At 55.1% G+C, this 26,367-nt stretch carries 22 protein-coding genes and 3 tRNA genes; 19 read left to right on the top strand and 6 right to left on the bottom strand.

Annotated features, from left to right (window positions below):
* Positions 1 to 71: 71 nt before the first annotated feature.
* On the bottom strand, positions 72 to 482 hold the full coding sequence (locus tag CPY64_RS12115) for a hypothetical protein (RefSeq protein ID WP_042488313.1): 411 nt from the start codon (positions 480 to 482) through the stop codon (positions 72 to 74).
* Between the two features lie 301 nt (positions 483 to 783).
* Here CPY64_RS12115 and CPY64_RS12110 point away from each other — a divergent pair.
* The 6 genes from CPY64_RS12110 (at position 784) to CPY64_RS19025 (ending at position 6,539) form a co-directional block, all read left to right on the top strand.
* Positions 784 to 873: transfer RNA gene (locus CPY64_RS12110), tRNA-Ser, on the top strand.
* Between the two features lie 124 nt (positions 874 to 997).
* A complete protein-coding gene (locus CPY64_RS12105) occupies positions 998 to 2,218 on the top strand; it encodes a tyrosine-type recombinase/integrase (RefSeq protein ID WP_054513300.1) in 1,221 nt (406 codons plus the stop codon).
* A gap of 306 nt (positions 2,219 to 2,524) precedes the next feature.
* Complete coding sequence (locus CPY64_RS12100) at positions 2,525 to 2,758, top strand: helix-turn-helix domain-containing protein (protein WP_042488310.1); 234 nt, start codon at positions 2,525 to 2,527, stop codon at positions 2,756 to 2,758.
* A complete protein-coding gene (locus CPY64_RS12095) occupies positions 2,755 to 3,327 on the top strand; it encodes a hypothetical protein (RefSeq protein WP_042488307.1) in 573 nt (190 codons plus the stop codon). Before CPY64_RS12100 ends, CPY64_RS12095 begins: the two co-directional genes overlap by 4 nt.
* On the top strand, positions 3,320 to 5,632 hold the full coding sequence (locus CPY64_RS12090; protein ID WP_042488303.1) for a phage/plasmid primase, P4 family: 2,313 nt from the start codon (positions 3,320 to 3,322) through the stop codon (positions 5,630 to 5,632). The genes CPY64_RS12095 and CPY64_RS12090 overlap by 8 nt, the downstream gene beginning before the upstream one ends.
* Before the next feature lie 730 nt (positions 5,633 to 6,362).
* Positions 6,363 to 6,539 carry a hypothetical protein gene (locus CPY64_RS19025; RefSeq protein ID WP_155274659.1) on the top strand — a complete coding sequence of 59 codons (177 nt, stop codon included), beginning with the start codon at positions 6,363 to 6,365 and terminating at the stop codon, positions 6,537 to 6,539.
* A 28-nt stretch (positions 6,540 to 6,567) separates the two neighbouring features.
* On the opposite strand, the gene CPY64_RS12075 is transcribed toward CPY64_RS19025, so the two are convergent.
* Positions 6,568 to 6,912: a hypothetical protein gene (locus CPY64_RS12075; RefSeq protein WP_042488294.1), complete on the bottom strand. Its 345-nt coding sequence runs from the start codon at positions 6,910 to 6,912 to the stop codon at positions 6,568 to 6,570.
* A 31-nt stretch (positions 6,913 to 6,943) separates the two neighbouring features.
* Positions 6,944 to 7,423 (bottom strand): hypothetical protein, encoded by a 480-nt coding sequence (locus tag CPY64_RS12070; RefSeq protein WP_042488291.1) that lies wholly within the window; start codon positions 7,421 to 7,423, stop codon positions 6,944 to 6,946.
* A gap of 31 nt (positions 7,424 to 7,454) precedes the next feature.
* On the opposite strand from CPY64_RS12070, the gene CPY64_RS12065 reads away from it, so the two are divergent.
* The 3 genes from CPY64_RS12065 (at position 7,455) to yaaA (ending at position 10,187) form a co-directional block, all read left to right on the top strand.
* The gene (locus tag CPY64_RS12065; protein ID WP_069833397.1) at positions 7,455 to 7,892 is read left to right on the top strand and encodes a helix-turn-helix domain-containing protein; all 438 of its coding nucleotides are present in this window, start codon (positions 7,455 to 7,457) and stop codon (positions 7,890 to 7,892) included.
* A 644-nt stretch (positions 7,893 to 8,536) separates the two neighbouring features.
* Entirely contained in the window at positions 8,537 to 9,319 is a 783-nt protein-coding gene (locus tag CPY64_RS12055; RefSeq protein WP_042488285.1) for a 3-hydroxybutyrate dehydrogenase, read from the top strand.
* A 79-nt stretch (positions 9,320 to 9,398) separates the two neighbouring features.
* Positions 9,399 to 10,187, top strand: coding sequence for a peroxide stress protein YaaA (gene yaaA, locus CPY64_RS12050; RefSeq protein ID WP_042488271.1), 789 nt, complete (start codon positions 9,399 to 9,401; stop codon positions 10,185 to 10,187).
* A 216-nt stretch (positions 10,188 to 10,403) separates the two neighbouring features.
* Here yaaA and CPY64_RS12045 read toward each other — a convergent pair whose 3' ends face one another.
* Complete coding sequence (locus tag CPY64_RS12045; RefSeq protein WP_042488268.1) at positions 10,404 to 12,689, bottom strand: FUSC family protein; 2,286 nt, start codon at positions 12,687 to 12,689, stop codon at positions 10,404 to 10,406.
* 440 nt (positions 12,690 to 13,129) lie between these two features.
* On the opposite strand from CPY64_RS12045, the gene ilvB reads away from it, so the two are divergent.
* The 8 genes from ilvB (at position 13,130) to CPY64_RS12005 (ending at position 23,938) form a co-directional block, all read left to right on the top strand.
* Positions 13,130 to 14,851 (top strand): biosynthetic-type acetolactate synthase large subunit, encoded by a 1,722-nt coding sequence (ilvB, locus tag CPY64_RS12040; RefSeq protein ID WP_042488265.1) that lies wholly within the window; start codon positions 13,130 to 13,132, stop codon positions 14,849 to 14,851.
* A gap of 10 nt (positions 14,852 to 14,861) precedes the next feature.
* Positions 14,862 to 15,353 (top strand): acetolactate synthase small subunit, encoded by a 492-nt coding sequence (ilvN, locus tag CPY64_RS12035; protein ID WP_003801075.1) that lies wholly within the window; start codon positions 14,862 to 14,864, stop codon positions 15,351 to 15,353.
* A gap of 215 nt (positions 15,354 to 15,568) precedes the next feature.
* Positions 15,569 to 16,585, top strand: a complete 1,017-nt coding sequence (gene ilvC, locus CPY64_RS12030; protein WP_009456705.1) for a ketol-acid reductoisomerase — start codon at positions 15,569 to 15,571, stop codon at positions 16,583 to 16,585.
* Between the two features lie 407 nt (positions 16,586 to 16,992).
* Positions 16,993 to 17,760: a CDP-diacylglycerol--serine O-phosphatidyltransferase gene (gene pssA, locus CPY64_RS12025; protein ID WP_026483198.1), complete on the top strand. Its 768-nt coding sequence runs from the start codon at positions 16,993 to 16,995 to the stop codon at positions 17,758 to 17,760.
* 166 nt (positions 17,761 to 17,926) lie between these two features.
* Positions 17,927 to 18,196, top strand: a complete 270-nt coding sequence (rpsO, locus tag CPY64_RS12020) for a 30S ribosomal protein S15 (protein ID WP_003801068.1) — start codon at positions 17,927 to 17,929, stop codon at positions 18,194 to 18,196.
* Between the two features lie 89 nt (positions 18,197 to 18,285).
* A complete protein-coding gene (gene pnp, locus CPY64_RS12015) occupies positions 18,286 to 20,424 on the top strand; it encodes a polyribonucleotide nucleotidyltransferase (protein WP_042488262.1) in 2,139 nt (712 codons plus the stop codon).
* A gap of 429 nt (positions 20,425 to 20,853) precedes the next feature.
* Positions 20,854 to 22,521 (top strand): amidohydrolase, encoded by a 1,668-nt coding sequence (locus tag CPY64_RS12010; protein ID WP_226791370.1) that lies wholly within the window; start codon positions 20,854 to 20,856, stop codon positions 22,519 to 22,521.
* A 220-nt stretch (positions 22,522 to 22,741) separates the two neighbouring features.
* The gene (locus CPY64_RS12005) at positions 22,742 to 23,938 is read left to right on the top strand and encodes an ISL3 family transposase (protein ID WP_317905934.1); all 1,197 of its coding nucleotides are present in this window, start codon (positions 22,742 to 22,744) and stop codon (positions 23,936 to 23,938) included.
* A 122-nt stretch (positions 23,939 to 24,060) separates the two neighbouring features.
* On the opposite strand, the gene CPY64_RS12000 is transcribed toward CPY64_RS12005, so the two are convergent.
* Both CPY64_RS12000 and CPY64_RS11995 read right to left on the bottom strand, forming a co-directional pair.
* Positions 24,061 to 24,146, bottom strand: a tRNA-Leu gene (locus tag CPY64_RS12000).
* Positions 24,147 to 24,158: 12 nt separating this feature from the next.
* Positions 24,159 to 24,248 (bottom strand) — tRNA-Ser (locus CPY64_RS11995).
* Positions 24,249 to 24,481: 233 nt separating this feature from the next.
* Here CPY64_RS11995 and CPY64_RS11990 point away from each other — a divergent pair.
* Together CPY64_RS11990 and tpiA are read left to right on the top strand one after the other, a co-directional pair.
* Complete coding sequence (locus CPY64_RS11990) at positions 24,482 to 25,456, top strand: NAD(P)H-quinone oxidoreductase (RefSeq protein WP_042482543.1); 975 nt, start codon at positions 24,482 to 24,484, stop codon at positions 25,454 to 25,456.
* Between the two features lie 159 nt (positions 25,457 to 25,615).
* Positions 25,616 to 26,356 (top strand): triose-phosphate isomerase, encoded by a 741-nt coding sequence (gene tpiA, locus CPY64_RS11985; RefSeq protein WP_042482539.1) that lies wholly within the window; start codon positions 25,616 to 25,618, stop codon positions 26,354 to 26,356.
* The last annotated feature ends 11 nt before the right edge of the window (positions 26,357 to 26,367 follow it).

The raw sequence follows: 26,367 nt of genomic DNA, 5'->3' as shown, positions 1-26,367 counted from the left end.
TGCCAGAGGTTTACCTTTCTTAACACATGTGTCTCCCTGCCCGGCAGGACAGGGGAGGCACATGAGCGTGTTTAGAAGGTATGGCGTTCAACCTGACGATGGCGGATTGGGCGACGGTTGTAGTTCGCATGTAGCTGTCGACCGTGCACAGAATCCAGCTGTTTGTTCAGGTGAGGGGCATGGCGCGGCTTGCGTTGTGGCGGCTCTGCGCGAGGCTTGGAGTTGACTTCCAGAAACCAGAGACAGAGAGCGGCCCAGAAGAACAGCGACAGGATATTGACCAGCCCGCCTCGCAGGGAAGCGTAGCCCGTCGCCTCCGAGGCCTGAATACGCAATACATCAGACAGGACCGGGATAGAGCCCAAGGTTTCAACCACCAGACTGCCTGGTATCCGGAAAGCCCAGCGCAAAGTCTGGAGAATCTCATTCAGGCTGTATATGCCGTCGCCGTTGGCGTCGATAATCCATTGGAAGGTTTGCATGACAATTCCTTTTATCAAGTCCGGCAAGTTGCGCCGGAATTACAAGGACTGCCTTAAAAAGGGCAGGGCTGCGATGCATCAATGTGTGCTTCCAATATAGGCCTGCGGCTCAGGGGGAACAAGAGAAATAGGTCAAAAAGAAGGGTAAACCCTTGATTGAAAAGCATTCTTTGGCTTGGCTTAAGGGGGGCTATCCAGAAACAGTGTTCTTTGACGCCAGTGCTATACGTCTTTAGTGCTTGTCAAAGTGTGTTCTTTCATCTATATTTATGGGCTTGCTTGTAACCATATAAGCAATCGCGGACAGGTGGCAGAGTGGTCGAATGTACCTGACTCGAAATCAGGCGTACGTGCAAGCGTACCGTGGGTTCGAATCCCACCCTGTCCGCCACCCCTCCTTTCTTTTCCGCCAAACTCACTTCACGCGCCCCTATGTATCCTGGACATTACGAGTCAGGAGCGGCACAATTTCCACCAATTTAACGCACTAAAGCGCATTTAGAGTGGTGGAAAAAATGGTGGAAAAACTCACAGCCCTTGAAGTGCAGTCTCTCGCTAAGCGCGGTGTGCCTGGTGCATTCGCCGTGGGCGGTGCAACGGGGTTGTATTTGCGAGTGTCCACGACAGGCACTGCTTCCTGGACATTGCGCACGGTGATTGCAGGTAAGCGCGTGGAGCGCGGGCTGGGCGGCTATCCTGCTGTGACCCTGGCCCAGGCTCGCGAAAAGGCTATGGAACTGCGCAATGATGCTCGTCAAGGGGTTGATCCCAAGGCTCGCCGTGATGAAGCAATACGAGCTCGCAAACACGCTCTTGAAGCGCAGGCTCATGAACGCACGTTCAAGCAGGCAACCGAGGCTTGCATACGTGCTAATGAAAGCAGGTGGCGTAATTTAAAACACGCTAAGCAGTGGCGGGCGACACTCACGCAATATGCATATCCCTTTGTCGGCAATAGGCTGTGTAGTGTTATTGGACATGCAGACGTGGTGGCAGTTCTTGAGCCTATTTGGCAAATCAAGCAGGAAACAGCGATTCGTCTTAGAGGACGTATCGCTGCTGTCCTAGATTACGCTGTGGCGCATGGCTGGCGCCCCGACACGTTACAGAATCCCGCGCGCCAGACCCCGAAGCTGAAAGCCGCGCTGCCTGCGTTGCCCAGGCGGCCTGGTATTGGGGGCCGTCGCGGACACCACGCCGCAATGCCGTGGCAGGATTTGCCCGCCTTTATGCTGGCCCTGTCTGAGCATAAGGGCATCACTGCCCAGGCCTTGGCTTTTGCTATTCTGACGGCGGCAAGGTCGGGGGAAGTGCGGGGTATGCGTTGGTGCGAGATTGAACAGCAGTTATGGACTGTGCCTGCCGATCGTATGAAGGCCGGCAGGACGCATCGTGTGCCATTGAGCCGTCAGGTCTGTGACATTCTTGATGTAGTGCGGCCTGTGGATTTCGACCCTGAAGCTTTGGTGTTTCCGTCGCCGCGTAAGGGGGGCGTGCTTTCGGACATGGCGTTCACGAAACTAACACCTGGCGTGACGGCGCATGGTTTTCGGTCATCTTTCCGCGATTGGTGTGCCGACACAGGACAGGACAGGGAACTGGCCGAGGCTGCCCTGGCGCACTCGGTGGGCGATGCTGTTGAGGCTGCATATCAACGCAGTGACATGCTTGAACGGCGTCGGGAGTTGATGCAGCAGTGGGGCGATTATGCAGCACCGTGGATGGGGCTCGCATGATTTGGCGATCGGCCGGGAAGCGTTATGAGGTGGCGGAACAGTTGGTTGACACTCTATGCGGCTTAGGATAGCCTAAAAAAGCATAGTGCAATGCTATGCACTGAGAACCGCAAGGGGAGCGTAACCCCACTGCCCACGCTGTGGGTGCCTCCTGTAGAAAATTGTGGATTTTTCTCCCCCCGTCCATAGTGAAGAAAACAGACTAGGCGCAAGCAATCGCCGTCAAGCCGGTGAATCTGGGGGTAGTCTCGTGTTGCCCATACAACATCAAAAGGGCAGTGCGATCCTACCGAGGACTTGCGCATTATGAATCCACAAATACTTACCGCCACTCTTGCTAGTAAAGTTGCCATTCTTGGTGATCAAACCCCATTGACGATATCCGAAGTGGCCAAGTTGCTTAACCGCAGCGAGGCTACCATTCACCGATTGATAGCAGCAGGCAAGCTCAAGAAAACAAAGATTAATCGATCAAGTTATGTGCAACTGTGCCATGTGAAGTCTCTGTTGTCTGGTGACACGACGGAGGTGCTGGCATGACACGCGCCTACCTTCGCAACGCCCGTCTAGAGCGCGTTGGCTTTACCTCCCCCCTTGGGGGGGCGGTGGCAGCCGCCTATCGCGCCGTCGTACTGCGTCGGCTTGGCTACACCGTCGCTGACGTGCGCATCGCACGCCAGCTCTGCCGCAACTGGTATGCCATCTGCCATGTAGACCCAGATCAGGACCCGATCTGCCGTACTGATGACTTCTGCTCTGGTGAGGTGGAAGGGTGCGACGTATTGGGCGTGTACCAGCGTGCCATTGATCTCGTGGGTGACGGTATGGCCGAGCATCTTCGTTTCTTCAGCGACGACGACGGTAGCGCACTGCGTATCGCGAATGGCCTTCAGTGTTTCGGCGTGTCTGGTGCGCCATTCGTTCTCGAAGCGGCTGTGAAGATCGTGGATCGCATAGCACAGGAGTATGAGGATGGAATCTACGTCGTGGCCGGTGCTATCGTGCAGGGTGACAATGCATTAGCCGTTTTGAACAATGAGGTGCAGCCGCTCAATCCCTTACTCCCGCTCGTGGAAGCCGTGCAGGAAGGAGTGGCCGCCCATGACTAACCAAAATAAAACGGCCACCAGGGACATGGTGGCCGCAGAGGACTACATTCATTCGAGCGCAAGCCCATACTATACCCTCGAATACAGCGTGGGCAGAGGTGTCAAGGACGTGCATCCCGAGCGGCGAGGCGTACTCACCTTCGCCGCCTTCGCAGATGCGGTGCTGTCCCGCGAAGACCGAGCTGTCGACCCGGCTACCGCCGCAGAGAAGCGAGCGTTGCCCTGGATCGCCTGCCCATTCAATGGCACCAGGAAAGCAGAGAACGCGCTGCCCTGGCCCGTTCTCGTGCTTGACGTGGATCAGTGCGCCAAGGATGCCGTTAAGCCCTTGGCGGCCTTCCTACGCGGTCTGGCGCCTATGTTTGGTTGGACCACGGCGTCACATGCACCGGAAGCCCCCAGATTCCGGGTCTGCCTGCACCTGTCTCGAGCCATCACGCCGGACGAAGGCAAGGCTGTCGCGGCGTGGATTGAGCGTCGATGGCAGGCCGACCATCCAGAATGGTCAGGGCAAGTACAGTTTGACCCGTCGCAGCAGCAGGCAGGACAGATTGCCTTCCTGCCCACTGAATCGGCGCAGCCGCTGCCGCTGAAGAACGCCGATGCCCCTCCGTTGGACGTGGGCACAGTGCAGGCCGTCCCCACATCTCCGGCCACGAGTGTGGGGGGGCAAGGGCTGGTGGATGGGGGTGTGGACCTCGCTGACTTCGTGGGCAGGCCAGAGACGCCAGACGCCATCGCAGAGGTCAAGCGTGCGTTGTCGCGCATCGACCCTGACCTGCCTCGCAAGGATTGGCTACGGGTATTGATGGCCATCAAAGCCCACGTCTGGGCATGTGGCGAAGAACTGGCACGATCGTGGTCAGAACAGGGCAGCAAGTTCGATGCCTCGACGTGGGGGCGAGACTGGCATTCACTGCGAGTGGGGGGCGCTGTCACCCCTGCGACGCTGTACTGGTTGGCAGGCCATGACCCGGACGTGTGCGCCGAGGCTGGTACCGACATGGGCGCAGCGTGCCGCTTCGTGGCCTGGTTAGCAGGCCGCGTGCGCTACGAGGTCCCGGCCAAGACGTGGTTGACGTGGCGCGGCACGTACTGGCACCCTGGTCTTGCACCTGTCGAAGCCTTGCTGGCCGAGTTCACACAGCAGTGGATCGCCCAAGTAGCAGGGGCCAGGACTGACTTCGACCTCAAAGCCGCCCGTCGTTTGCTCAGACGCTCGGTGGCACGGGATGTCATCGATTCAACACGGGTCTTGTTGTACGACCTGTCCGCCGACGAGACGTGCATGGAAGCCGATCCCTGGGTTCTGGCCGTGCTAAACGGGCAGGTGAATCTGCGGACCGGCGCCCTCGAAGCAGGGAGTCCGGGCGCAGGGCAGACACGGCGCGCGGGTGTGGCCTACCATCCCGGCGCGAAGGCCCACGAGTGGGAGCGATTCGTGCGGGATATCTTCACCGTGAGTGGCACTCCGCAGTCGCACCTTGAGCAGTACCTTCAGCGTTGGTGTGGCTACATCCTCACCGGATCGGTGCAGGAGGAAAAGATGCTGTGCGTGTTCGGCCCTGGCGCGAATGGCAAAAGCGTTCTGGCGAACGTGATTAACCACGTCATGGGATCGTACGCGCAGCAGGCCGACGTGTCACTGATCGCCCCGAAGGTGTCCAGCGCGACAAGCCCTGATCTGGCCGTCACTCGTGGCGCCCGGTTGGTCTCGGTGAATGAGTCGGACACGACGGCAACGCTGTCGGACCAGCGCGTAAAGGTCCTGGTCTCGACCGAGCGGATCAGCGCCCGTCCACTGCACGCACCGCCCTTCGAGTTCAACCCCACAGCGAAACTGTTCTTCCGCTCGAACCACCGCCCGAAAGTACGCGACAACAGCCCCGGCATGTGGCGTCGCCTAGCGGTCCTTTCGCTGCTGCGAAGGTTCGACGATGAAGGGTTGGCAGACCATACGCTGGAAAGCCGTCTCAAGCGCGAAGCGCCGGGCATCCTAGCGTGGATGGTTCGTGGCTGCCTTGAGTGGCAGCGGCAGGGGCTGGCGGCGCCGGAGTCGGTTAAGGCAGAGAGCGAGGCCTACCGCTCCGACCAGGACGTCATGCTTTCGTGGATGACTGACCGTATCGCCCGGAACGCGGGTGGTACGTCGAGGGCCGAAGTTTTCGCCAATTTCAAGGCCTACTCGGGGGATCGCTCCGTTACGCGCCAGGCATTCTACGAGGGGCTACGCGCTCGTGGTGTTCAGGAAATGCGCGGATCGAAGGGTGAGTGGCTGTTCAAAGTCACGTTGCACGGCTTCTGACCACCGGACACACCCCCACCCACGAGTGGGGTGTGTCTTTTCAAACTGTATTTTGGCTTATCAGAACAACGTTTTTGAATCACCCCGGTGCGGGAGCGTCCGTAAATCGTCATCAGGAGTGCAGAAGCTATGCAGGATGACGCAGATTTTAGGGGTTGTCTGACAGAACTGACAGAAAATTGCGTTTTTCTGAAAGGTCTCTATATATTATTTTTTTTTTTTATAAACCATAAAAGAGAAAGTTCTGTCAGTTTTGTCAGAAAGTCTTTAAAATCAATGGTCTATAAGTTGTTGCAAAGTCAAGGTTCTGTCAGTTTCTATCAGAGCAAAATGTACTAATTAATCGCCTCAATTTGTGCTAACCCATCAAATTGTACTTATGCAAAAACCACTCTTGAATTGGCTTCTGGAAGACGCCACCGCCCCCGGCCCATTCACGTCGTTGGATGGGATTTATGACTGGCTCAAAGGCAAGTGCAGGAAGCGCCCCCCACTCGTGGCAGTGCGGGCCGCGCTGCGGACACGGTACGAAGAAGTGCGGCGCTATGGGCAGGTCGGCTATCTGGCTTGCCCACGAGTGGATACAGAACCGTGGAGGCCTGTACGAAGCGCACCGCCACGGCGGCGGGGGCTTGATTCTGCGACGCTCGACCGGATCCGGTACAACGCGGAGTGGTGTACGTCGGAGCGTGTCGAGCAGTACCGGTGTATCCGCCGTTGGCGACGGGAGTTGACAGGCGTTGCTCAGGCTGACGAGGTCATGTATCTCGTCTATGACGCGCTGGGCCGTGGCATTGCCCTGGACGTTATTGATCGCAGCGTGCAGGCTAGCATTGCTCGGGGCTATCCCAGAGTGTTGAGTGATGCGCAGTTGGCGCGCAGGCTCGGCCGCCGTTATCGGCGTTAGAGGCAGTACTTCTTCAGCTGCATAGTATTTATCTCGTCGTGCACCTGACTCCGCCTAGACCGTCGGGTTGGCAGTTTGTTGTGTAAGAGCCGGACGAGTAGGGGGTTTGATATGGCTGACTTCGAGTTTGCTGTTCCATCAAATCAATCATGCGTTGCTGTTGATCCAGCATTCTCTCTCTGAATGCCTGCTCCTCCTGCTGTTGAACTAATGCATTAAGGTCGCGAAGGGTTTGATCGTAGCTATCTGAATCAGAACGAGATTCTTGGCTGAATGATCCGAATATGTTGCTGGGCCAGTCTGTTGCAGCAGGGTTTTGTGCGTTTGCAAGGACAGGAGTAAAGAGTAACGTGATAGCAATGCGCTTGAGCATGTCTAAGCCTCTTTCAGTACGGTGGACTTTGTTATTGACATTGTTGAAACTGTGTCAATTCCTGGACGATACCGGGTGTGTCTTCGTCTTTGACCAGTGCTCCTGCAAACACCATATGAGCTGCTGCTTGCAAGAATGCATTTTTCTTGATCGTTGGCCATGCCAAGTTGATGCGGACATCCTTTTGTTGTGGCTCGACGATATGCGCTTTTTTGTGTGCGTACCAAGTTCCGATGCGTTGGGTTCCATCATGGCGAATCCATACAGCTTTTCTAAGATTGTCTCCTGCAGGATCAGCAGTGAGCTTCAAAGAGTCCGGGTCACTACGCAAACATAGCGGGAGGCTCACTCCTAAGGCAGCGAGATCGACACTTTGACCGGGCTGTTGATCCCATCGGAATCCATGTCCGCCCGACTGGGATGCGCATCCACCTGTCATCAAGGTTGTAGCCAGTATGGTTAGCAGGGCTTTTCGTGAAATGCTGTGATCTGTGACCTGATTTGCACTCATAGTGATTACTCCTGATCAGTAGAGCGTTGTCATGATCAGTATACATGTCACGATTAGTGTGTGTACCGATTGGTTGACATTGATTGACACTCAACGGATGCATATCAGCCTCCGCAAACAATTTGGCGACCGAGTACGTGAACTACGCAAAGCCGCAGGCTTCACGCAAGAGGAGTTTGCTGACCTTTGTGGCTACGCACGTACCTACCTCAGTCGGATTGAGACAGGCGGCGCAAACGTGAGCCTTGATGCTATCGGGGTGCTCGCTGAGGCTTTGGGTATATCGCCTTCCGAATTACTATCGTCTACTCCAGTACAAGTGCAGGGGCAAGAAACCGTGCAGGCTAGGCAGCATCTTGTGCTTGCCAAGCCAGAAACGAATGCATTACGCCGTCGCATACTCGGTGAACGTGCGCGGATTCGTTATGCAACGTTGCATGATCTCGAACCGGATCCAGACAAGTCGTAGCATTACTGATCTCGGACTGTCGTTTTACTTAGGGAACCTGCTTATGGACAAAGGTACCGAGATAAAAAATTGATACTTGCCGGAATGTAGAATGGCGGGCCGAGTACTCCAGTAGGGGGGGGGCATTGGTCACGGTCGAGGTTAGCTGCCTACTCGTGGTCAGTGTTGCTTTTGTGAGGTGAAGAAGACGCTTATCCATGTGGTGGATAAATGGTTGAAAAGAATATATTGCTTGCTGAAAGCTAGCATGGGTTCTTGATTTATGGCAGACACCCTGTCCGCCACCTGGAATTTTGAAAGCCCTTGATTATTCAAGGGCTTTTTTGTTTTCTGCTGCTTTGACCGTCCTGCTCTTTCAGCATGATTTGTTTGCTGTTTTGTCACATAAGAACGTTAAGGTAAAAGTGTCAGTAGCGGCCGATGTTCGGAAAACTCATCCGCAACATTTTGTATGGCCGCCTTTTCCCAGCGCAAGCCGAAGTTTTAGGGGGTAATGCGCTAATACGTGCTCCGATGGTGTTTGGCCTTGTTTTGCAAGCCTTGATGATTCCGGACAAAACCAGCCCATTGCATCTCCCGGCAGTGCGAGGCGACGAGTACACTTGGGGTTTCAGTTCTCTGTTGTCCATACTCACGAGGTATCTATGCTGAAAGGTAAAAAAGCGGTCGTAACAGGATCGACCAGTGGTATCGGTCTGGCCATGGCCACCGAGTTGGCAAAAGCTGGTGCAGATGTGGTGATCAATGGTTTTGGTCAGCCTGAAGACATCGAGCGCGAGCGCAGCACGCTGGAGTCCAAGTTTGGTGTCAAAGCCTATTATCTGAATGCAGACCTGAGCGATGCACAGGCCACGCGCGATTTTATTGCCAAGGCGGCAGAGGCCCTCGGCGGTCTGGATATTCTGGTCAATAATGCCGGTATTCAACACACCGCGCCTATTGAAGAGTTCCCGGTTGATAAATGGAACGCCATCATTGCCCTGAACCTGTCGGCCGTATTCCACGGCACCGCGGCGGCCTTGCCCATCATGCAAAAGCAGGGCTGGGGACGCATCATCAATATCGCCTCGGCTCACGGTCTGGTGGCCTCGGTGAATAAGTCCGCTTATGTGGCTGCCAAGCACGGTGTGGTGGGGCTGACCAAAGTGACCGCGCTGGAAAATGCTGGCAAGGGGATTACGTGCAACGCCATCTGCCCGGGCTGGGTACGTACTCCCTTGGTGGAAAAACAGATTGAAGCTATCAGCCAGCAAAAAGGGATTGATATTGAAGCCGCCGCTCGCGAGCTGCTGGCTGAAAAACAGCCCTCCCTGCAGTTCGTGACTCCCGAGCAATTGGGTGGTGCTGCTGTGTTCCTGTCCTCTGCCGCTGCAGATCAAATGACAGGTACGACGCTAAGCCTGGATGGCGGCTGGACAGCACGCTAATCGCTGTCAGAGCGTATTGTGTAGATAACAGATAAAGGGCTTGGCCCTTTGTCTGTTTGGATTGAAAGGATATAGGCGCATGTTGTTATTGCTCTCGCCAGCGAAAAAGCTGGATTACGATTCCCCTGTACGCACGGAGCTGGAGACTCAGCCGCTGTTTGTGGAGCAGGCGCAAGGCTTGATTGATATTTTGCGCACTCAGTCCGAAGAGGATATTGCTGGCTTGATGAAGCTGAGCGACGATCTGGCGCGTTTGAATGTCCAGCGTTACCAGGAGTGGGAGCCCAAGTTTGACCGCTCCAATGCGCGTCAGGCCATTCTGGCGTTCAATGGCGATGTGTATGAAGGCATGGCTGCCACGGATCTGTCGGACAGGGAATTGAAGTGGGCCCAGGATCACATTGTGATTCTTAGTGGCTTGTATGGAGCGTTGCGGCCTTTGGATTTGATGCGTCCTTACCGTCTGGAAATGGGGACTCGCTTGAAGAACCCCGGTGGTGCGAATTTGTACGCGTACTGGGGCAGCCGCATTGCCAATTACCTGAACGAGCGTCAGGAAGGCGAAACCAAGCCCGTTGTCTTGAATCTGGCCTCCGAAGAGTATTTCAAGGCGGTGGATCAGAAAGCCCTGCGCGCCCGTGTGGTGCAGTGTGTATTCCAGGACGAGAAAAACGGTGTTTGGAAGATCATCAGCTTCTATGCCAAGAAAGCCCGTGGCTTGATGGCCCGCTTTGTTATCGACAAGCGGGTTCAAACGGTTGAAGGTTTGAAGGCGTTTGATCGCGAAGGCTATGTGTTCCAGCCCGAGCTGTCCAGCGAGGACAAGCTGGTGTTCCGTCGTTCAGAACAGGATGCCAAGGCTAAATAAGCATTTAGCGGTATTGCTTGCGCCGTAGGGCCAGCTCCTTAGCTGACCGGCGGTCTTGCAGATAGGAAAAGGAAAGGCAAGGCCATGTATTGCGCCTTGCCTTTTTGTTTTTGGTGCTGCGACCAGATGCGGGCTTGGCGCCCTATGCTCTTGTACTTTGTACTTTTGTTTATTTGGCCCTGACAGTGAGTTCCCTGTGTAAGCGGGACATGGTCATCAAGCCCCTTGCTGTTTCAGCTCTTGCTTACGTTCGGGTGGCAACTGTGGGCCAGCGCTGTATTCCAGCCCTCTCATATCCTGGCGAATCAACTGGGCGGCCTTGCTCATTTGACGGATTGGGTAGGCCAGCATCGCCAGTTCGCCTTCCGTTTCGATGGAGGCGGGCGGGTCTGCATCCTGATCGTTGATCAGTGCGCCAATCGCATCCAGAGAGTTCTGTATGCCTGGCGGAATCTGGCTCAAATTAGCCAGAAGCGGGGCCGCGGCGCTGATCTGAGAGGCCAGCACATGGTTCTGAATCAGCAGATTGTTCAGCAGGGATACATTGGCTTGTCGGCTGACAGGTTCATCCATCATGCGATAAAAGGCCGAGGCAAAGTTGCTGAAGGCAATGTGCACGTTCTTGTTCGCCACCTGCCAGGCGGTATCGGCTTCCATCAAGTCCAGATCCACTTGTTCTTTCTGGGCCTCTGTCATCGTGGACTCGCCATCTTGACCGCTCTTGAGGCTCTGGTTGTGCAGACGACTTAAACGAGCGAACTCCAGACCGGCACGCCAGAACTCTTTGTTGGCGGCCAAGGCGGCACGAGCCAGGCCTGTCATGGCGCTGGACTCCCAGTTGGGCAGCAGGTAACTGGCGGCCATGGCGATGCCGCAACCAATCAGCGTATCTACCAACCGCTCTCCAATAATGAAGGAGCCGCCTGTGGACAGGAACTGGAAGGACAGGATCACAAAGATCGTGTTGAACAGGGCCGAGAGCAGGAAGTTCAACTGAACCAGGCTGTTGCCCAGGAGGTAGGCCAGCAGCATGGCAATCAGATACAGCTCGCGGTTGTCCGTCAGCTTCAGGAGCAGGAAGGCCGCCCCGCAGCCCAGTACCGTGCCAAAAAGACGCCAGCCATTGCGTTGGCGGGTGATGGCAAAGCCCGGTTTCATGATCACCAGAATTGTCAGGATGATCCAGTAGCTGTGAGCTGTCAGGGCACTGACCAGGCCCAGTTCGCTTTGGAAGTGAGCGCTAAGTGCACCAACTCCCAGGGCCACGATGGAGGCGATGCTGACGCGTGCTGCATAGCGGAAGTGCGAGGACTTCAGCTTGAGATTACTGGTCAGCATGCCCAGACGCAGCTCTTCGCGCGACAGCATGCGGCTGAGTGATTTGTTCAGGTACTGATCGACTGGAAGATTCTGGCTGGCTCGGTGCGACAGGCTGGCCATGCTGTCGACGATCCGGTTCAGGTTACGCATGCGGCGCAGCACCTGGACTAACAGGGCGTACGTTTCCGGGTCGGATTGAGACATGCCCTGACGTTTGTACTTCTCCAGCTCGTATTCCATGGCGCGGATTTCCGCTTTGACACTGGAGCGACGGGTTGTGCGAGCGCTGCGCGAAACATTCATGGCGATGCGGCCAATATCCAGCGACAGCTTGTGCAAGCCGTCACGCGCAAAAACCATGAAATCGCTGTCGGAAAGCTGGCGGCGCAGCACGGTGTAGTCGGTGTAGGTGGCCACCAGCGAGTCCAGAATGCTGACCATGTTCAGAAAGATGGTCAGCAACGCCTTGCGGTGATGATCTCCCCGCCCATAACCGCGCGGCAGTTCACGTAGCACCACGTCGCGAGCGGCCTGGTGCTTTTCGGTCATATTGGATTGAAGATTGATCAGCCGTCGATAGCAGGCGTCCAGGTCCGAGGTGGGGTCATAAAACTGTGAGCGCGCTTCCATGTATTCCGCTGTGGCAAACAAAGCCACCGCCAGTGTTTGGCGCTCTTCCCGATACCAGAACAGGCGTCGGAACAGGGTGCTGAACAAGTAGTAGGACAGGCCACCGGCAAAGGAATATAGCGTGTGCGCCAGTACCTCGTGGGGCTCCATGGGAAAGCGCATCGTCAAGGTCATCAGCAGCAGGGCGGCAAAGCCGATCAGCCCGCCACGACGGCCAAAGACGGAGAACATGCTGTACAGAAAGCACAGAAACGGCACGCACAGGACCAGCAGCAGGGGAGAGCTGGAGGCCAGACCTGTCAGACCGACGGTGACGGTGCCCAGGGCAATACCGCCCAGCATTTCATTGTTGCGGTAGCGGCGTGGGCCGCCGGGCTGGTCAATGATGGCAACACAGGTAGCCCCCATGGAGGCGATGACGCCAATATCATAGTGACCGAAGAAGCGGCCCAAAATAATGACCGGCAACAGCACGCCGATGGACTGGCGCAGTCCACCGAAAAAATAGTGGCTATACAGGAATTGTTTTAATTGTGGGATGGGCGATGCCATAAAATACCCGGACAGCTCTTCATAGGTAGACAGTATATCGTTTTACGTATGCAAGCTTTAAGCCTGTTTTTTTGCACTTTACCAACAATCACAGTTGCTCGCTTTGAGCAGTCAAGGTAAAGTAACCAGGTGTTTTTGCTCCTTATCCGAGCAAATTGTAGCGAGGCACTGTTAACCGGGCCATCCGCCCGGTTTTTTGCGCCTATAAACTTTGTTGCTGGCCGCGTCACAAGCGTGGGATGCCAGGACTTCCGTTTCAAGCTAACGCATACGTTTTTGTATGCACGCACTGAGTGTCGAAGAGTGCAGGCCGGACGGTAATGTGTCTGGGTGGTGTGGTCCTGTGGGCCATGAAGCGCCAGATCATGTTGCTGACATCGGTTCAAGCTCGGACCGTCGTGGTCAGTCGATATTGCAGGGCAAGACTGAAAGGAAAACTCATGTCTGAATTAAATGGCGCAGATATTGTCGTGCGCACGCTCGCGGACGAAGGCGTGGAACACGTTTTCGGTTACCCGGGTGGTGCTGTTCTCTATATCTACGACGCAATCTTCAAGCAGGACCGCTTTCAGCACATTCTTGTGCGTCATGAACAGGCCGCTGTTCATGCTGCGGATGCCTACTCCCGTTCGTCCCAGAAAGTTGGCGTGGCACTGGTAACCAGTGGCCCGGGCGTCACCAATGCCGTTACTGGTATTGCGACCGCTTACCTGGACTCCATTCCGATGGTCATTATCAGTGGACAGGTCAGCACCCAGGCAATTGGCGAAGATGCTTTCCAGGAATGTGATGCCATCGGTATCACCCGTCCTTGCGTCAAGCACAACTTCCTGGTGCGCGATGTTCGTGATTTGGCCGATACCATTCGCAAGGCATTTTTCATTGCCACGACAGGCCGTCCCGGTCCCGTGCTGATTGATATCCCCAAAGATATTACGACTGCAACGTGCAAATACACGCCCAAGCGTGGCGAGGTCAAGATGCGCTCCTACGCGCCTGTGACCAAAGGCCACCAGGGGCAGATCAAGAAAGCCGTCCAGATTCTCAATAGCGCCGAGCGCCCACTGATTTACGTTGGTGGTGGCGTGGTGCTGGGTAATGCAGAAAACGAGCTCAACGAGCTGGTCAAGTTAAGTGGTGCTCCTTGTACTACCACCTTGATGGGCCTGGGTGCGTATCCTGGTACCGCTGATCAATATATCGGCATGCCCGGCATGCACGGTACCTACGAAGCCAATATGACCATGCAAAACTGCGATGTCCTGATCGCAGTTGGCGCACGCTTTGACGATCGTGTGATCGGTAACACCCGTCATTTCAGCCAGAACCCACGCAAGATCATCCATATTGATATTGATCCTTCCGTGATTTCCAAGCGCGTGAAAGTTGATGTGCCTATTGTGGGCTGCGTCAAGGACGTGCTGGTCGAGTTCAATGAGCTGTATGCGCAAAGCCGTCAGGAATCGCAGAACCAGCCTTCCTTGAACGACTGGTGGAAACAGATCAATGTCTGGCGTGGCAAGAACTCCTTGGCCTACGCCAAGTCGGACGAACTGATCAAGCCGCAATTTGTGGTGGAATCCCTGTGGGAAGTGACAGGCGGCAACGCTTTCGTGACGTCCGACGTGGGTCAGCACCAGATGTGGGCGGCTCAGTACTACAAATTCAATAAGCCTCGTCGCTGGATCAATTCCGGTGGCCTGGGCACGATGGGCGTGGGCTTGCCTTACGCAATGGGTGTGCAAATGGCCAACCCTGGCCAGGATGTTGCCGTCATCACGGGTGAAGGCTCCATTCAGATGAACATCCAGGAACTGTCTACGTGTAAACAGTACCGCTTGAGCCCCAAGGTTCTTTGCCTGAACAATCGTTATTTGGGCATGGTGCGCCAGTGGCAGCAAATCGACTACGGCTCGCGTTATTCCGAGTCCTACGTGGATGCACTGCCTGACTTTGTCAAACTGGTGGAAAGCTATGGTCACGTGGGCCTGGAGATCGACAAGCCAGCCGATGTGGTCCCCGCTATTCGCGAAGCCTTCACCACGCACAAAGACCGCCTGGTATTTCTGAACTTCATCACGGACCAAACCGAAAACGTGTTCCCGATGGTGAAAGCAGGCCGCGGCCTGACAGAAATGCTCTTGGGCCCGGACGATCTGTAAGGAGAGAATCATGAAACACGTCATTTCTATCCTTCTGGAAAACGAGCCCGGCGCACTGTCCCGTGTGGTCGGCCTGTTTTCGGCCCGTGGCTATAACATCGAGACCTTGACGGTTGCTCCAACCGAGGACGACACCCTGTCTCGCATGACTATCGTTACCCGAGGGGCGGACGACGTCATCGAGCAGATCACCAAGCACTTGAACCGTCTGGTTGACGTGGTCAAGGTGGTGGATCTGTCCGAAGGCCCTCACATCGAGCGTGAACTCATGCTGATCAAAGTGCGGGCGGTGGGCAAGGAACGTGAAGAGATGAAGCGCATGGCGGACATTTTCCGTGGTCGCATCATTGATGTTACGGACAAGACATACACCATCGAACTGACCGGTGTTCAAGACAAAATTGCTGCTTTCATCAATGCGCTGGATCGTACGGCCATTCTTGAAACAGTGCGCACCGGGGTCTCTGGTGTCAGCCGTGGCGAACGTGTCTTAAAGCTGTAAGCCAAGGCTTTTTCAGGACATAATTACCGCTTTTATTCAAGGAGCTGCTTTTCAAGGCGGCTCCTTATAAAGGGTAAACACGGCCTGACGCTGTGTAGACCGCGGTGGCCCTGTTCTGGAAGTAATGAGTCAAGGTCCTTTTTGTGCCGCTGCTGCATGAGCGGCCATTCTCGAATTGCTGTTTAAGCGAAATTATTAAATTTGGAGCACCTGAAATGAAAGTTTTCTACGACAAGGATTGTGATCTTTCCCTGATCAAAGGCAAGACCGTTGCCATCATCGGTTACGGCTCGCAAGGCCACGCCCACGCCCTGAACCTGCACGAGTCCGGCGTGAACGTGGTTGTTGGTCTGCGCAAAGGCGGCGCCTCCTGGAGCAAAGCCGAGAACGCTGGCCTGAAAGTTCAGGAAGTGGCTGAAGCCGTCAAGAGCGCTGATGTCGTCATGATCTTGTTGCCTGACGAAAACATTGCTGAGGTTTACCGCAACCAGGTTGCTGAAAACATCAAGCCCGGCGCCGCTCTGGCATTTGCCCACGGCTTTAACGTTCACTACGGCCAAGTTGTGCCACGTGACGATATCGACGTCATCATGATTGCTCCCAAGGCTCCTGGTCACACTGTGCGTGGCACCTACAGCCAGGGTGGCGGCGTTCCTCACCTGATCGCTGTTTACCAGGACAAGACCGGCGCTGCTCGCGACGTGGCCCTGTCTTACGCATCCGCTAACGGCGGTGGCCGTGCCGGTATCATCGAAACCAACTTCCGCGAAGAAACCGAAACCGACTTGTTCGGCGAACAGGCTGTTCTGTGCGGTGGTGCTGTTGAGCTGATCAAGGCTGGTTTCGATACGCTGGTTGAAGCTGGTTACGCTCCTGAAATGGCTTACTTCGAGTGCTTGCACGAACTGAAGCTGATCGTGGACCTGATCTACGAAGGCGGTATCGCCAACATGAACTACTCGATCTCCAACAACGCCGAATACGGCGAATACGAGACCGGTCCGAAGATTGTTACCGACGAAACCCGCAAAGCCATGCGTCAGTGCCTGGAAGACATCCAGACTGGTGTGTACGCCAAGAACTTCATCCTGGAAAACGCCGCTGGCGCTCCTACTCTGATCTCGCGTCGTCGTATCAACGCTGAATCGCAGATCGAGCAAGTGGGTAGCAAGCTGCGCTCCATGATGCCTTGGATCGCCGCTAACAAGCTGGTCGACAAGTCCAAGAACTAAGTTTGATATCGGGACGGTTCCATAAGCTGTCCTGGTCTTGAACCTGAACCGGCTGACGTCTTGCGGCGTCAGCCGGTTTTTTATTGCTGCAAGAATTTGGCCTTCAGCGCCGCCTCTGCTTGGGCTAAAGAAAAGCTTGGAAGCGCCTTCTACTCGTCTTATAGCCGTATTGGTGAGGGCGCGATAAAATGCAGTGCTTGATTTGACCATCGTGCCCCTGTCGGGGTGGTGCGCAAGCGAGTTCGATAAAATCCACTATTTATCCGCGAACTCCCTGGCCGCAGGCCCCTTGGCCGTTTCTGTTCGCTCTGGCTTATATTTGCTGGAATTATTCGCACTCTGTAGCCTTGTGGACAATGCTACATTTGAGTGTTCAGTCCTTAGCAACAACTCTTAAAGCATAAATTATGCCCAATTTGCTCAATGATGAAACCCGTCGTCGGCGTAGCATCTATCTTCTGCCCAACGCCTTTACGACCGCCAATCTGTTCGCGGGGTTTTATGCCGTTGTGCAGGCCATGAATGGCCGTTTTGAAGCGGCAGCCATCGCCATTTTCCTGGCACTGGTATTTGACGGTATGGACGGGCGGGTGGCTCGTTTGACCAATACCCAGTCTGCTTTTGGCGAGCAGTATGACTCCATGGCAGACATGATTTCCTTTGGTGCGGCGCCTGCGCTGGTCATGTACGTCTGGGCCATGCAGGGGCTGGGGCGTTGGGGCTGGTTGGCCTCCTTTATCTACGTAGCGGGTGGGGCACTGCGCCTGGCTCGTTTCAATACCAATATTGAAGTGGTTGACAAGCGCTTTTTCCAGGGCTTGCCCAGTCCGGCAGCCGCTGCGCTGGTGGCCGGCTTTGTCTGGCTGGCGGTGGACAACAAGTTGTCCTTGCAAGTGAACGTGATTCCCTGGGTTGCCTTCGGTTTGACCATTTATGCCGGCCTGGCCATGGTCTCCAATGCGCCGTTCTATAGCGGCAAGTCCTTTGCGATCAGCCGTAGCGTGCCATTCTGGGCCATGCTGCTCTTCGTGCTGGTCTTTGTGTTTGTATCTACCGATCCACCTGTTTTCCTGTTTGGGCTGTTCTGCCTGTACGGTTTGTCGGGCTGGTTCGTCATGGCCTGGCGCTGGCGTCGTGCCCGTGCCTTGGCGCGACTTCGGCGTGGAAACAACTAAAATACCCGGCTTGGGCGGGCTTTCAGGCTGAAATGCTTAACGCCTTGCCCGGTTTTTCGTTATAATCGTTTGCTTGCACTTGGCCCAGTGGGTCCGGTGCACTCAATCTCATTTTCAACACGTTAGGGCACCTCGGTCCTAACGCAAGTCTTAGAGGCTAAATAAAATGGCAGTTGCAGATATCAAAAAAGTCGATATCGTTTCCGAGTTTCAGCGTAAACAAGGCGATACAGGCTCCCCAGAAGTGCAAGTGGCTTTGCTGACCGCTCGCATCAACGAATTGACCGGCCACTTCAAGGCTCACAACAAGGATCACCACTCCCGTCGTGGTCTGTTGCGCATGGTTAGCCGTCGTCGCAAATTGCTGGATTACCTGAAAGGTCGTAATCCAGACGCTTACCGTGCTTTGATCGAAAAACTCGGTCTGCGTAAGTGATACCGGGGCTGGCTCCCCGCTAAACAACCGTGCATTCGGCGAACTGGTTTCGCTGTGTGCACGGTTTTTTTATTGTAAGGATTCTCCTAATGTTCAATAAAGTCACCAAGTCTTTCCAGTACGGCGAACATACCGTCGTTCTGGAAACCGGCGAAATCGCACGTCAGGCGTCAGGTGCCGTGCTGGTTTCGATTGAAGACACTGTTGTGTTGGCCACTGTTGTTGGCAAAAGCGAAGCGAAAGCAGGTCAGGACTTCTTTCCTCTGACCGTTGATTACGTCGAAAAAACCTACTCCGCTGGCAAGATCCCTGGTGGTTTCTTCAAGCGTGAAGGCCGCCAGTCCGAGCGCGAGATCCTGATCTCCCGCCTGATCGACCGTCCACTGCGTCCTCTGTTCCCTGAAGGCTTCTACAACGAAGTTCAGGTCATCATTCACACGGTATCGGTCAATCCTGAAATTGATCCTGATATCGCTGCCATGATCGGCGCTTCGGCTGCTCTGGCTATCTCCGGCATTCCTTTCAATGGTCCTGTGGGCGCTGCTCGCGTGGGTTACGTTGATGGTCAGTACGTACTGAACCCATCCGCTACTCAGTTGAAATCTTCGGCTCTGGATCTGGTTGTGGCCGGTACCGAACAAGCAGTGCTGATGGTTGAGTCCGAAGCCAAGCAATTGTCCGAAGAAGTCATGCTGGGTGGTGTGGTGTTTGCTCACGAGCAAATGCAAGCGGCCATCAACTGCATTCACGAACTGGTTGAAGAAGCCGGCAAGCCCGAGTGGAACTGGCAGCCTGCCGCTGTTAACGAAAGCCTGCTGGCTGCGGTAACCGCCGCTGCTGAGGAAGGTCTGACTCAGGCCTACCAGACTCGCGAAAAACAGGCTCGTACCGAACAGGTGCGTGCTGTCTACGCTCAGGTTAAAGAAACGGTCAAGGCTCAAGCTGAAGCTGCCGGTCAGGATCAGCCTGATATGGTTGCCGTTGAAAACATGATGTTCGACCTGGAAAGCAAGATTGTGCGTTCGCGCATCTTGAGCGGCGAATCCCGTATTGACGGTCGCGATACCCGCACCGTTCGTCCTATCAGCATTCGTCTGGGCGTTCTGCCCCGTGCTCACGGTAGCGCCTTGTTCACACGTGGCGAAACTCAGGCTTTGGTAGTGACCACCCTGGGTACCAAGCAAGACGAGCAGATCATTGACTCGATCATGGGCGAGTACCGCGATCGCTTCATGATGCACTACAACATGCCTCCGTTCGCCACAGGCGAAGCCGGCCGTTTCGGCGCTCCCAAGCGTCGTGAAATCGGTCACGGTCGTCTGGCCAAGCGTGCTTTGACCCCTTTGCTGCCTGCCGCTGAAGATTTCCAGTACTCCATCCGTGTGGTGTCCGAGATCACTGAGTCCAACGGTTCCTCCTCCATGGCATCGGTGTGCGGTGGCTCGCTGTCCATGATGGACGCTGGTGTGCCTGTGCAAGATCACGTGGCCGGTGTGGCCATGGGTCTGATCAAGGAAGGCAACAAGTTTGCTGTGCTGACCGACATTCTGGGTGACGAAGATCACCTGGGCGATATGGACTTTAAAGTTGCCGGTACCGAGAAAGGTATCACTGCCTTGCAGATGGATATCAAGATCCAGGGCATCACCAAGGAAATCATGCAGGTTGCATTGGCTCAGGCTCACGAAGGCCGTATGCACATCCTGGGCAAGATGAAAGAGTCCATCGACGGTTCCCGTACCGAGATGTCCGAATTTGCGCCTCGCATGCTGACCGTGAAGATCAACCCCGAGAAGATTCGTGACGTGATTGGTAAGGGTGGTGCAACCATCCGCGCCCTGACCGAAGAAACCGGTACACAGATCGATATTTCGGATGATGGCACCATCACGATCGCCAGCGCCGATCTGGACAAGGCCCGCGAAGCCGAGCGTCGTATTAAAGAACTGACCGCTGAAGTGGAAGTGGGTCAGGAATACGAAGGCCCAGTGATGCGTTTGCTGGACTTTGGCGCGATTGTGCAAGTGCTGCCAGGCCGTGACGGCTTGCTGCATATCTCCGAGATTGCCAACTACCGTATCGCCAACATCAATGACGTGCTGAAAGTAGGTCAGGTTGTTAAGGTCAAGGTCATTGAAGCTGACGAGAAAGGTCGTCTGCGTCTGTCGATCAAGGCTATTGGTGGTATCGAAGCTCAAGGCGGCCCAGCTGCTCCTGCTGCTTCCTGATAGCGCTTGTAGTCTGCTTGAAGAAAAACCCGCCGAAAGGCGGGTTTTTTGCGTTTGGCATTGCCCGGGGCTGGAGGGGGGGGCTGGTTTGAATGCGCCTTGTTTAAACGTTGTGCATTTTGGCTAAGGCCTTGGTCTTCCGTGCTTTAGAGGAAATCTGTCATTGGCTCTGGTAGCGCTTGTCTTGGGTTTGCAGGGCTTTATTAAGCGCTGTCTGGATGTCGAAATCATAAAATCCATAAACAGAGAGTGATGCGATGTCATGCTGATCCAAGTTTGAGTTGTCGCTTGGGTGGGTACTGGCCGAGCATGATCAAAAGCTGATGCAGGAGACAGTCAATGATGGGGATAAACAGGCTATTCAGGTGCTTGTGTGCTGTGATGCTAGTGGGGTCTACGGGGAGCGTTGGAGCTAATGAAGTCGCGGATATGATCTTTCTGGACGCGAAGATCTATACCGCTAATACCAATTCCCCTGATGCCGAGGCGATGGCCGTGAGCCAGGGCCGAATTCTGGCCGTAGGCAAGAGCGAACAGATCTTGCACTATCAGGGACCGAGCACTCGCATGCTAAGCCTTGAGGGTCGACGCGTTATGCCTGGCCTGATTGATGCGCACTCCCACGCTATTTTTGCGGGCCTGGCTGCCTTGGCGCCAAACCTGGAGGATCAAGAGCTCAGTCCGCTTGAGCTCGCTCAGCAATTGCAAACCTGGCTGGCGGAAAAAGAGTCCGGACCAGATGTGCCTATGGTGGTGTTTGGGGTGAATCCTGCGGTGTGGTCTGCGCCCGAGTCATTGAGCGCTTTGCTGGATGCAGGGGCTTGGCAGCATCAGACTGTGTTGCTGATGGGGGCTGACTATCATACGGCCTGGGCGAATCAGGCAATGCGTGAAAAGGCGGGAATTGACGCTGCTTACGTGCAGTCATTGCCTGCGAAGTCTCGACACACCATCGGTGTGGCCAGTAATGGCCAGCCCGATGGGGTGTTGGTGGATGCTGGACTGGATAAGGTGACGGTGATCTTGCCCAAACCAGCTGAAAAGCAGTTACTGGCAGCTGCAAAAATCGCTGTTGAAACCAATAATCGCTATGGCATTACGGCCTGGATGGACCCGGCGGCCAACGCCGGGCCGGGGGAGGCTTTGTTTTCTCGACCTCTTGGCAGTGTTGGAGAGGGCATATTGCCGGCTTACCGGGTTTTATCAGAAGCGGGTTTATTAACTGCTCATGTTGCTGCCTTGCTGGTGGCCAGTCCGGAGAGTGATGCGGCGGACCTGGAGCGGCTTGATAGTGTCCGAAAGCGCTTTGCGCACATCCCTAACCTGAGTTTGCCGGGTATCAAGGTGTTTGCTGATGGGGTGTTGGAGTATCCGGCTCAAAGCGCAGCCTTGCTGGGCCGCTATGAAAACTCTGGCAAGCAGGGCGAGCTGTTGCTGGAGCAGCGCAAAATGACGCAGCTGGTTGATGCTATTGATCAGCGCGGCTGGCTGGTGCATATCCACGCCTTGGGTGACAGAGCTGTGCGTGTATCTTTGGATGCTATTGAGTCGGCGCGCAAAAAGCGTAGCAGTGGTGTACCGCATTCCATTACGCATCTGCAGTTGGTAAGCCCGGCTGATTATCCCCGCTTTAAACAGCTCGATGTGATGGCTGTCATGCAGTTGCACTGGGCCGAGCTTGATAACTATCTGCTTGATCTGGTCAAGCCTTATATTCCTGATTCGGAGTTTCAGGGTCAGTATCCAGCTCGGTCGCTGCAGCAGCATGGAGCGGTGATTGTGGGTGCTAGTGATTGGCCTATTTCTACGGCGAATCCGTGGGAAGCCATACATCATGCAATGACACGCTCTGGGCCGGATGGCGGTTTGAATGCAGGCGAGCGTATGGATAAAGACAGTATGTTCAGGGCCTATACCATCAACGCGGCCAGGGCTATCCGAATGGAGAGGGAAATTGGCTCTCTGGAGGTGGGTAAGCAGGCAGACTTTATTGTGCTGGATCGCGATGTGCTGGAGGTAGATGTAGAGGCTTTGAAGGACACTCAGGTTCTGGCGACTTACTTTGCCGGTCGGCAGGTCTACAGCGCAGCTCCGTAGAAGGAGCCTGGCAGTGTTTTTCTGATTGACAGGGTTTGAACAGGCAGTGTGTATGCCGTATGCAGCTTGTATAGCGGCAGATGGTTACTGCCCCATTCGATGGTTGGGGAAACAAAAAAGCCCACTATGCGTAGTGGGCTTTTTGGGCTCTACATCATAAAAGGGGGACGATCGACATTCGCTAGACTTGTTTTTGCGAAGAACCTGTCTAACGGAAGCAATGCCGATGTCCCCAATCGATTCTATCCTAGGGATCCCTGGGCTGGTGGTCCAGGCTGTCAAACGAACAAAGGATATTCATGTATGGACGCGGCCGCGTAAGCGGCCCGCCTGCTTGCATTGCGCAGGCAACCAAGTGCGCATCAAGGCGACTCATCAACGCACGCTCAAGCACACGCGACAGGGCAATAAGCTGGTCGTGCTGCACCTGCGCGTTCCCAAGTACCACTGCACCGACTGCAACCGGTATTTTCGCCACCGTTTCGCCGGGATTCTGCCCCGGCTACGTTCGACCGAGACGTATCGGTTGGAGGTCTTTGAGGCCCACGAGGGTGGCGTGAGTCAGCGCAAGCTGACCCATACGCACCGCGTCGGTAGTGCGACGGTGGAGCGCTGGTATCAGTCGTTCATCAAGCGACGCGTGTCGGAGCTCTCTGGGCGCAGCTGCCCGCAGGTGCTTGGGATTGATGAACACTTCTTCACTCGCAAACGCGGTTACGCCACCACGCTGGTCGACCTGAAGAATCACAAAGTATTCGATGTCGTGTTGGGCCGCTCAGAGGCGAGTTTGCGCAGCTATTTGAAACGCTTGCCGGGTAAGGAGAATGTGCGGGTGATCGTGATGGATCTGTCCGAGACGTATCGCCGGATCGCTCAGCAGTACTTCCCCAATGCCATCATCGTGGCTGACCGTTTCCATGTCGTGCGCCTGGTGAACCAGCACTTCCTGAAGCTGTGGCAGCAGTATGACCCCCAGGGTCGCAAGAACCGGGGGTTGCTCAGCCTGATGCGCCGTCACCATTGGAAGCTGACCGCCATGCAGAAGGAGAATCTGCATCAGTACTTGGCTCAGGAGCCGGTGCTGCGGGCGCTGTACTTCGCCAAGCAGCAGTTAAATGGATTCTTGGTGATGAAGAGCTTGAAAAGAAAGAGGGCTCAAAAGATGATGCCCCAATTCCTGGCGTTGATTGAGCAGTTTGAGCAGAGCCCGGCCAGGGCGCTGGCCGCCACATTAAAATCATGGCTCGAACCCATCGTCAGGATGTGGCGATTCACCAAGTCCAACGGCATTACTGAAGGCTTCCACACCAAGATGGAAATGCTCTCACGCCGTGCGTATGGGGTCAGGAACTTTGAGAATTACCGCATGAGAGTCTTGGCTCAGTGCGGGTGGAGCGGTGTGATCAACCGTGTCTAGTGAATGCGCATCCCCCGCTTATGGGGTAGAGCCGCTTTTTGTCGCCTGATTTTTGCTGCAAAACCAACGCAGGTTTGGGCAAATTCAAGGCTTATGTATCAGTGCAGACCGCTTCAGGTCTATGGTGCATCCAGCCGGAATCGAACCGGCACGATCAAAGATCGAGGGATTTTAAGTCCCTTGCGTCTACCAATTCCGCCATGGATGCAGCGGGAGATGATGGCGGAAGCGGTGAGATTCGAACTCACGGATGGGTTACCCCATCGCCGGTTTTCAAGACCGGTCCATTCAACCGCTCTGGCACGCTTCCTGTCTGTTGGGCTTTTCTTCCTGACAAGTCACATGCGCAAAAAAGCACGGAGGCCAGGAAAGCCTTAAAGTGTAACGTATAAATTTGCCAGCGTCATTGAAATAATCTGTTTTCATGGCTGGAATAGAGCGTTGATGCCAGTGCCTGTGATAGATTGCAGCAGGTAAGGCGGCTGCTTATGGTTTGTGCTTGCAGCCGCGCTGGAAAAATAGTCTAGATATCAGGGAGTAGGTATGCGAGCTGTTGAAATTACCGAGTTTGGAAAGCCGGAAGTGTTGCGAGTGGGCGAGCGGCCCATGCCACAAACAGGTCCCGGTGAGGTGCTGGTCAAGGTGCTGGCGGCGGGCGTGAACCGTCCAGACGTCTTGCAACGAGCAGGCGCTTACCCGCCACCGGCTGGTGCCTCTGATATTCCCGGTCTGGAACTGGCCGGTGAAATCGTATCGGGCGATGTGCAGGGCAGTGAGTTCAAGATTGGTGACCAGGTCTGTGCGTTGGTCACTGGTGGTGGCTATGCCGAATATTGTGTGGTGCCAGTACAGCAGTGCTTGCCTATTCCTGCGGGTTTCAGCTTGCTTGAAGCGGCGGGCCTGCCAGAAACCTTCTTCACTGTCTGGAGCAATGTGTTTGACCGTGGTCAGCTGAGCAAGGGTGAAACCCTGCTGGTTCATGGTGGTGCAAGCGGAATTGGAACAACAGCGATTCAGCTGGCGGTGGCTTTGGGGCATACGGTATATGCCACGGCAGGCAGTGATGAGCGCGTGGAGGCCATCAATCGCTTGGGTGGGATTGGCATCAACTACAAAACCGAAGTTTATGAAGACGTCATCAAAAGCAAGACAGGCGGTCGTGGGGTTGATGTGATTCTGGATATGGTCTCTGGTGACTATATTAACCGGGATTTGACGTGCCTGGCTGATGACGGTCGTATCGTCATTATTGCTTTGCTGGGTGGGGTAAAGGCCACGATTAATTGTGGTGAGATTTTGCGTCGTCGTCTGACCATTACCGGCTCAACCTTGCGTTCTCGTTCTGTAGAGTTCAAGGCGCAACTGGCGCAGGCGCTGAAAGCGCGAGTCTGGCCTTTGCTGGAAGCAGGGCAGGTGCGTCCCTTGATTCATGCCACTTTCCCTCTGGAAAAAGCCAATGAAGCGCACGCCATGATGGAGGCGGGTGAGCAGGTGGGCAAGATCATTCTTGTTCCTTAAAAACAGCAAGGGGTGGCATAGCCACCCTTTTTCTTGCTGGTTTGAAACGAATTTTCTGCCAAATATGCGCGAAACGGGGTAGCTCGCGCTACAATAGCCGGTTAGCTGCGCCTTGATTGTGGGCGTTGGTGTAACTTTTTGACTGGCATCAAGGGAGCAATGAGCGTACATTCTTCGCGTAAACGACTGGTTGCGGGTAATTGGAAATTAAATGGCTCGCTTGATGGCAACAGCCGTCTGCTGCAAGAACTGCTCGTTCAGCCTGAAGCGCAGGCAGATTGTGATGTGCTTGTATGCGTTCCTTATGTGTATTTGCCCCAGGTGGCAGATATCTTGAAAGAGTCGGCCATTGCGGTCGGTGCTCAAGATGTCAGTGTCCACGCCAAGGGTGCATACACTGGGGAAGTCTCGGCTGCAATGCTGGCTGATATCGGCTGTCGCTGGGTGATTGTCGGGCATTCCGAACGCCGTCAGTATCATCAGGAAAGCAGTGCTCAGGTCGCCGCCAAAGTGGTTGCGGCGCTCGATGCAGGCTTGACGCCTATTGTCTGTATTGGCGAGCAGTTGGCCGATCGCGAGGCTGGGCAGGAAACCTGTGTGGTGCAAGACCAGCTTGAGCCCATCAAGGCTCTTGGGGCGGAAGTGGTATCCAAGCTGGTCCTGGCGTATGAGCCGGTCTGGGCAATTGGTACGGGACTGACGGCAACGCCGGAGCAAGCGCAGCAAATGCATCAGCAGATTCGTGCCTACATGGAATCGGATCAGGTGCGTATTTTGTATGGTGGCAGTGTGAAAGCGGATAATGCCGCAGAGCTGTTTGCCATGCCGGATATTGATGGTGCCTTGGTGGGTGGTGCATCTTTGGATGCACAGGAATTTTTACGTATTGTGGCCGCTTAAAGGGTCTGGAG

Source organism: Alcaligenes faecalis (assembly GCF_002443155.1).
GTDB classification, from domain to species: domain Bacteria; phylum Pseudomonadota; class Gammaproteobacteria; order Burkholderiales; family Burkholderiaceae_B; genus Alcaligenes; species Alcaligenes faecalis.
The sequence above is the reverse complement of the archived record's forward strand: the minus strand, read 5'-3'. Positions and strand labels throughout refer to the sequence as shown.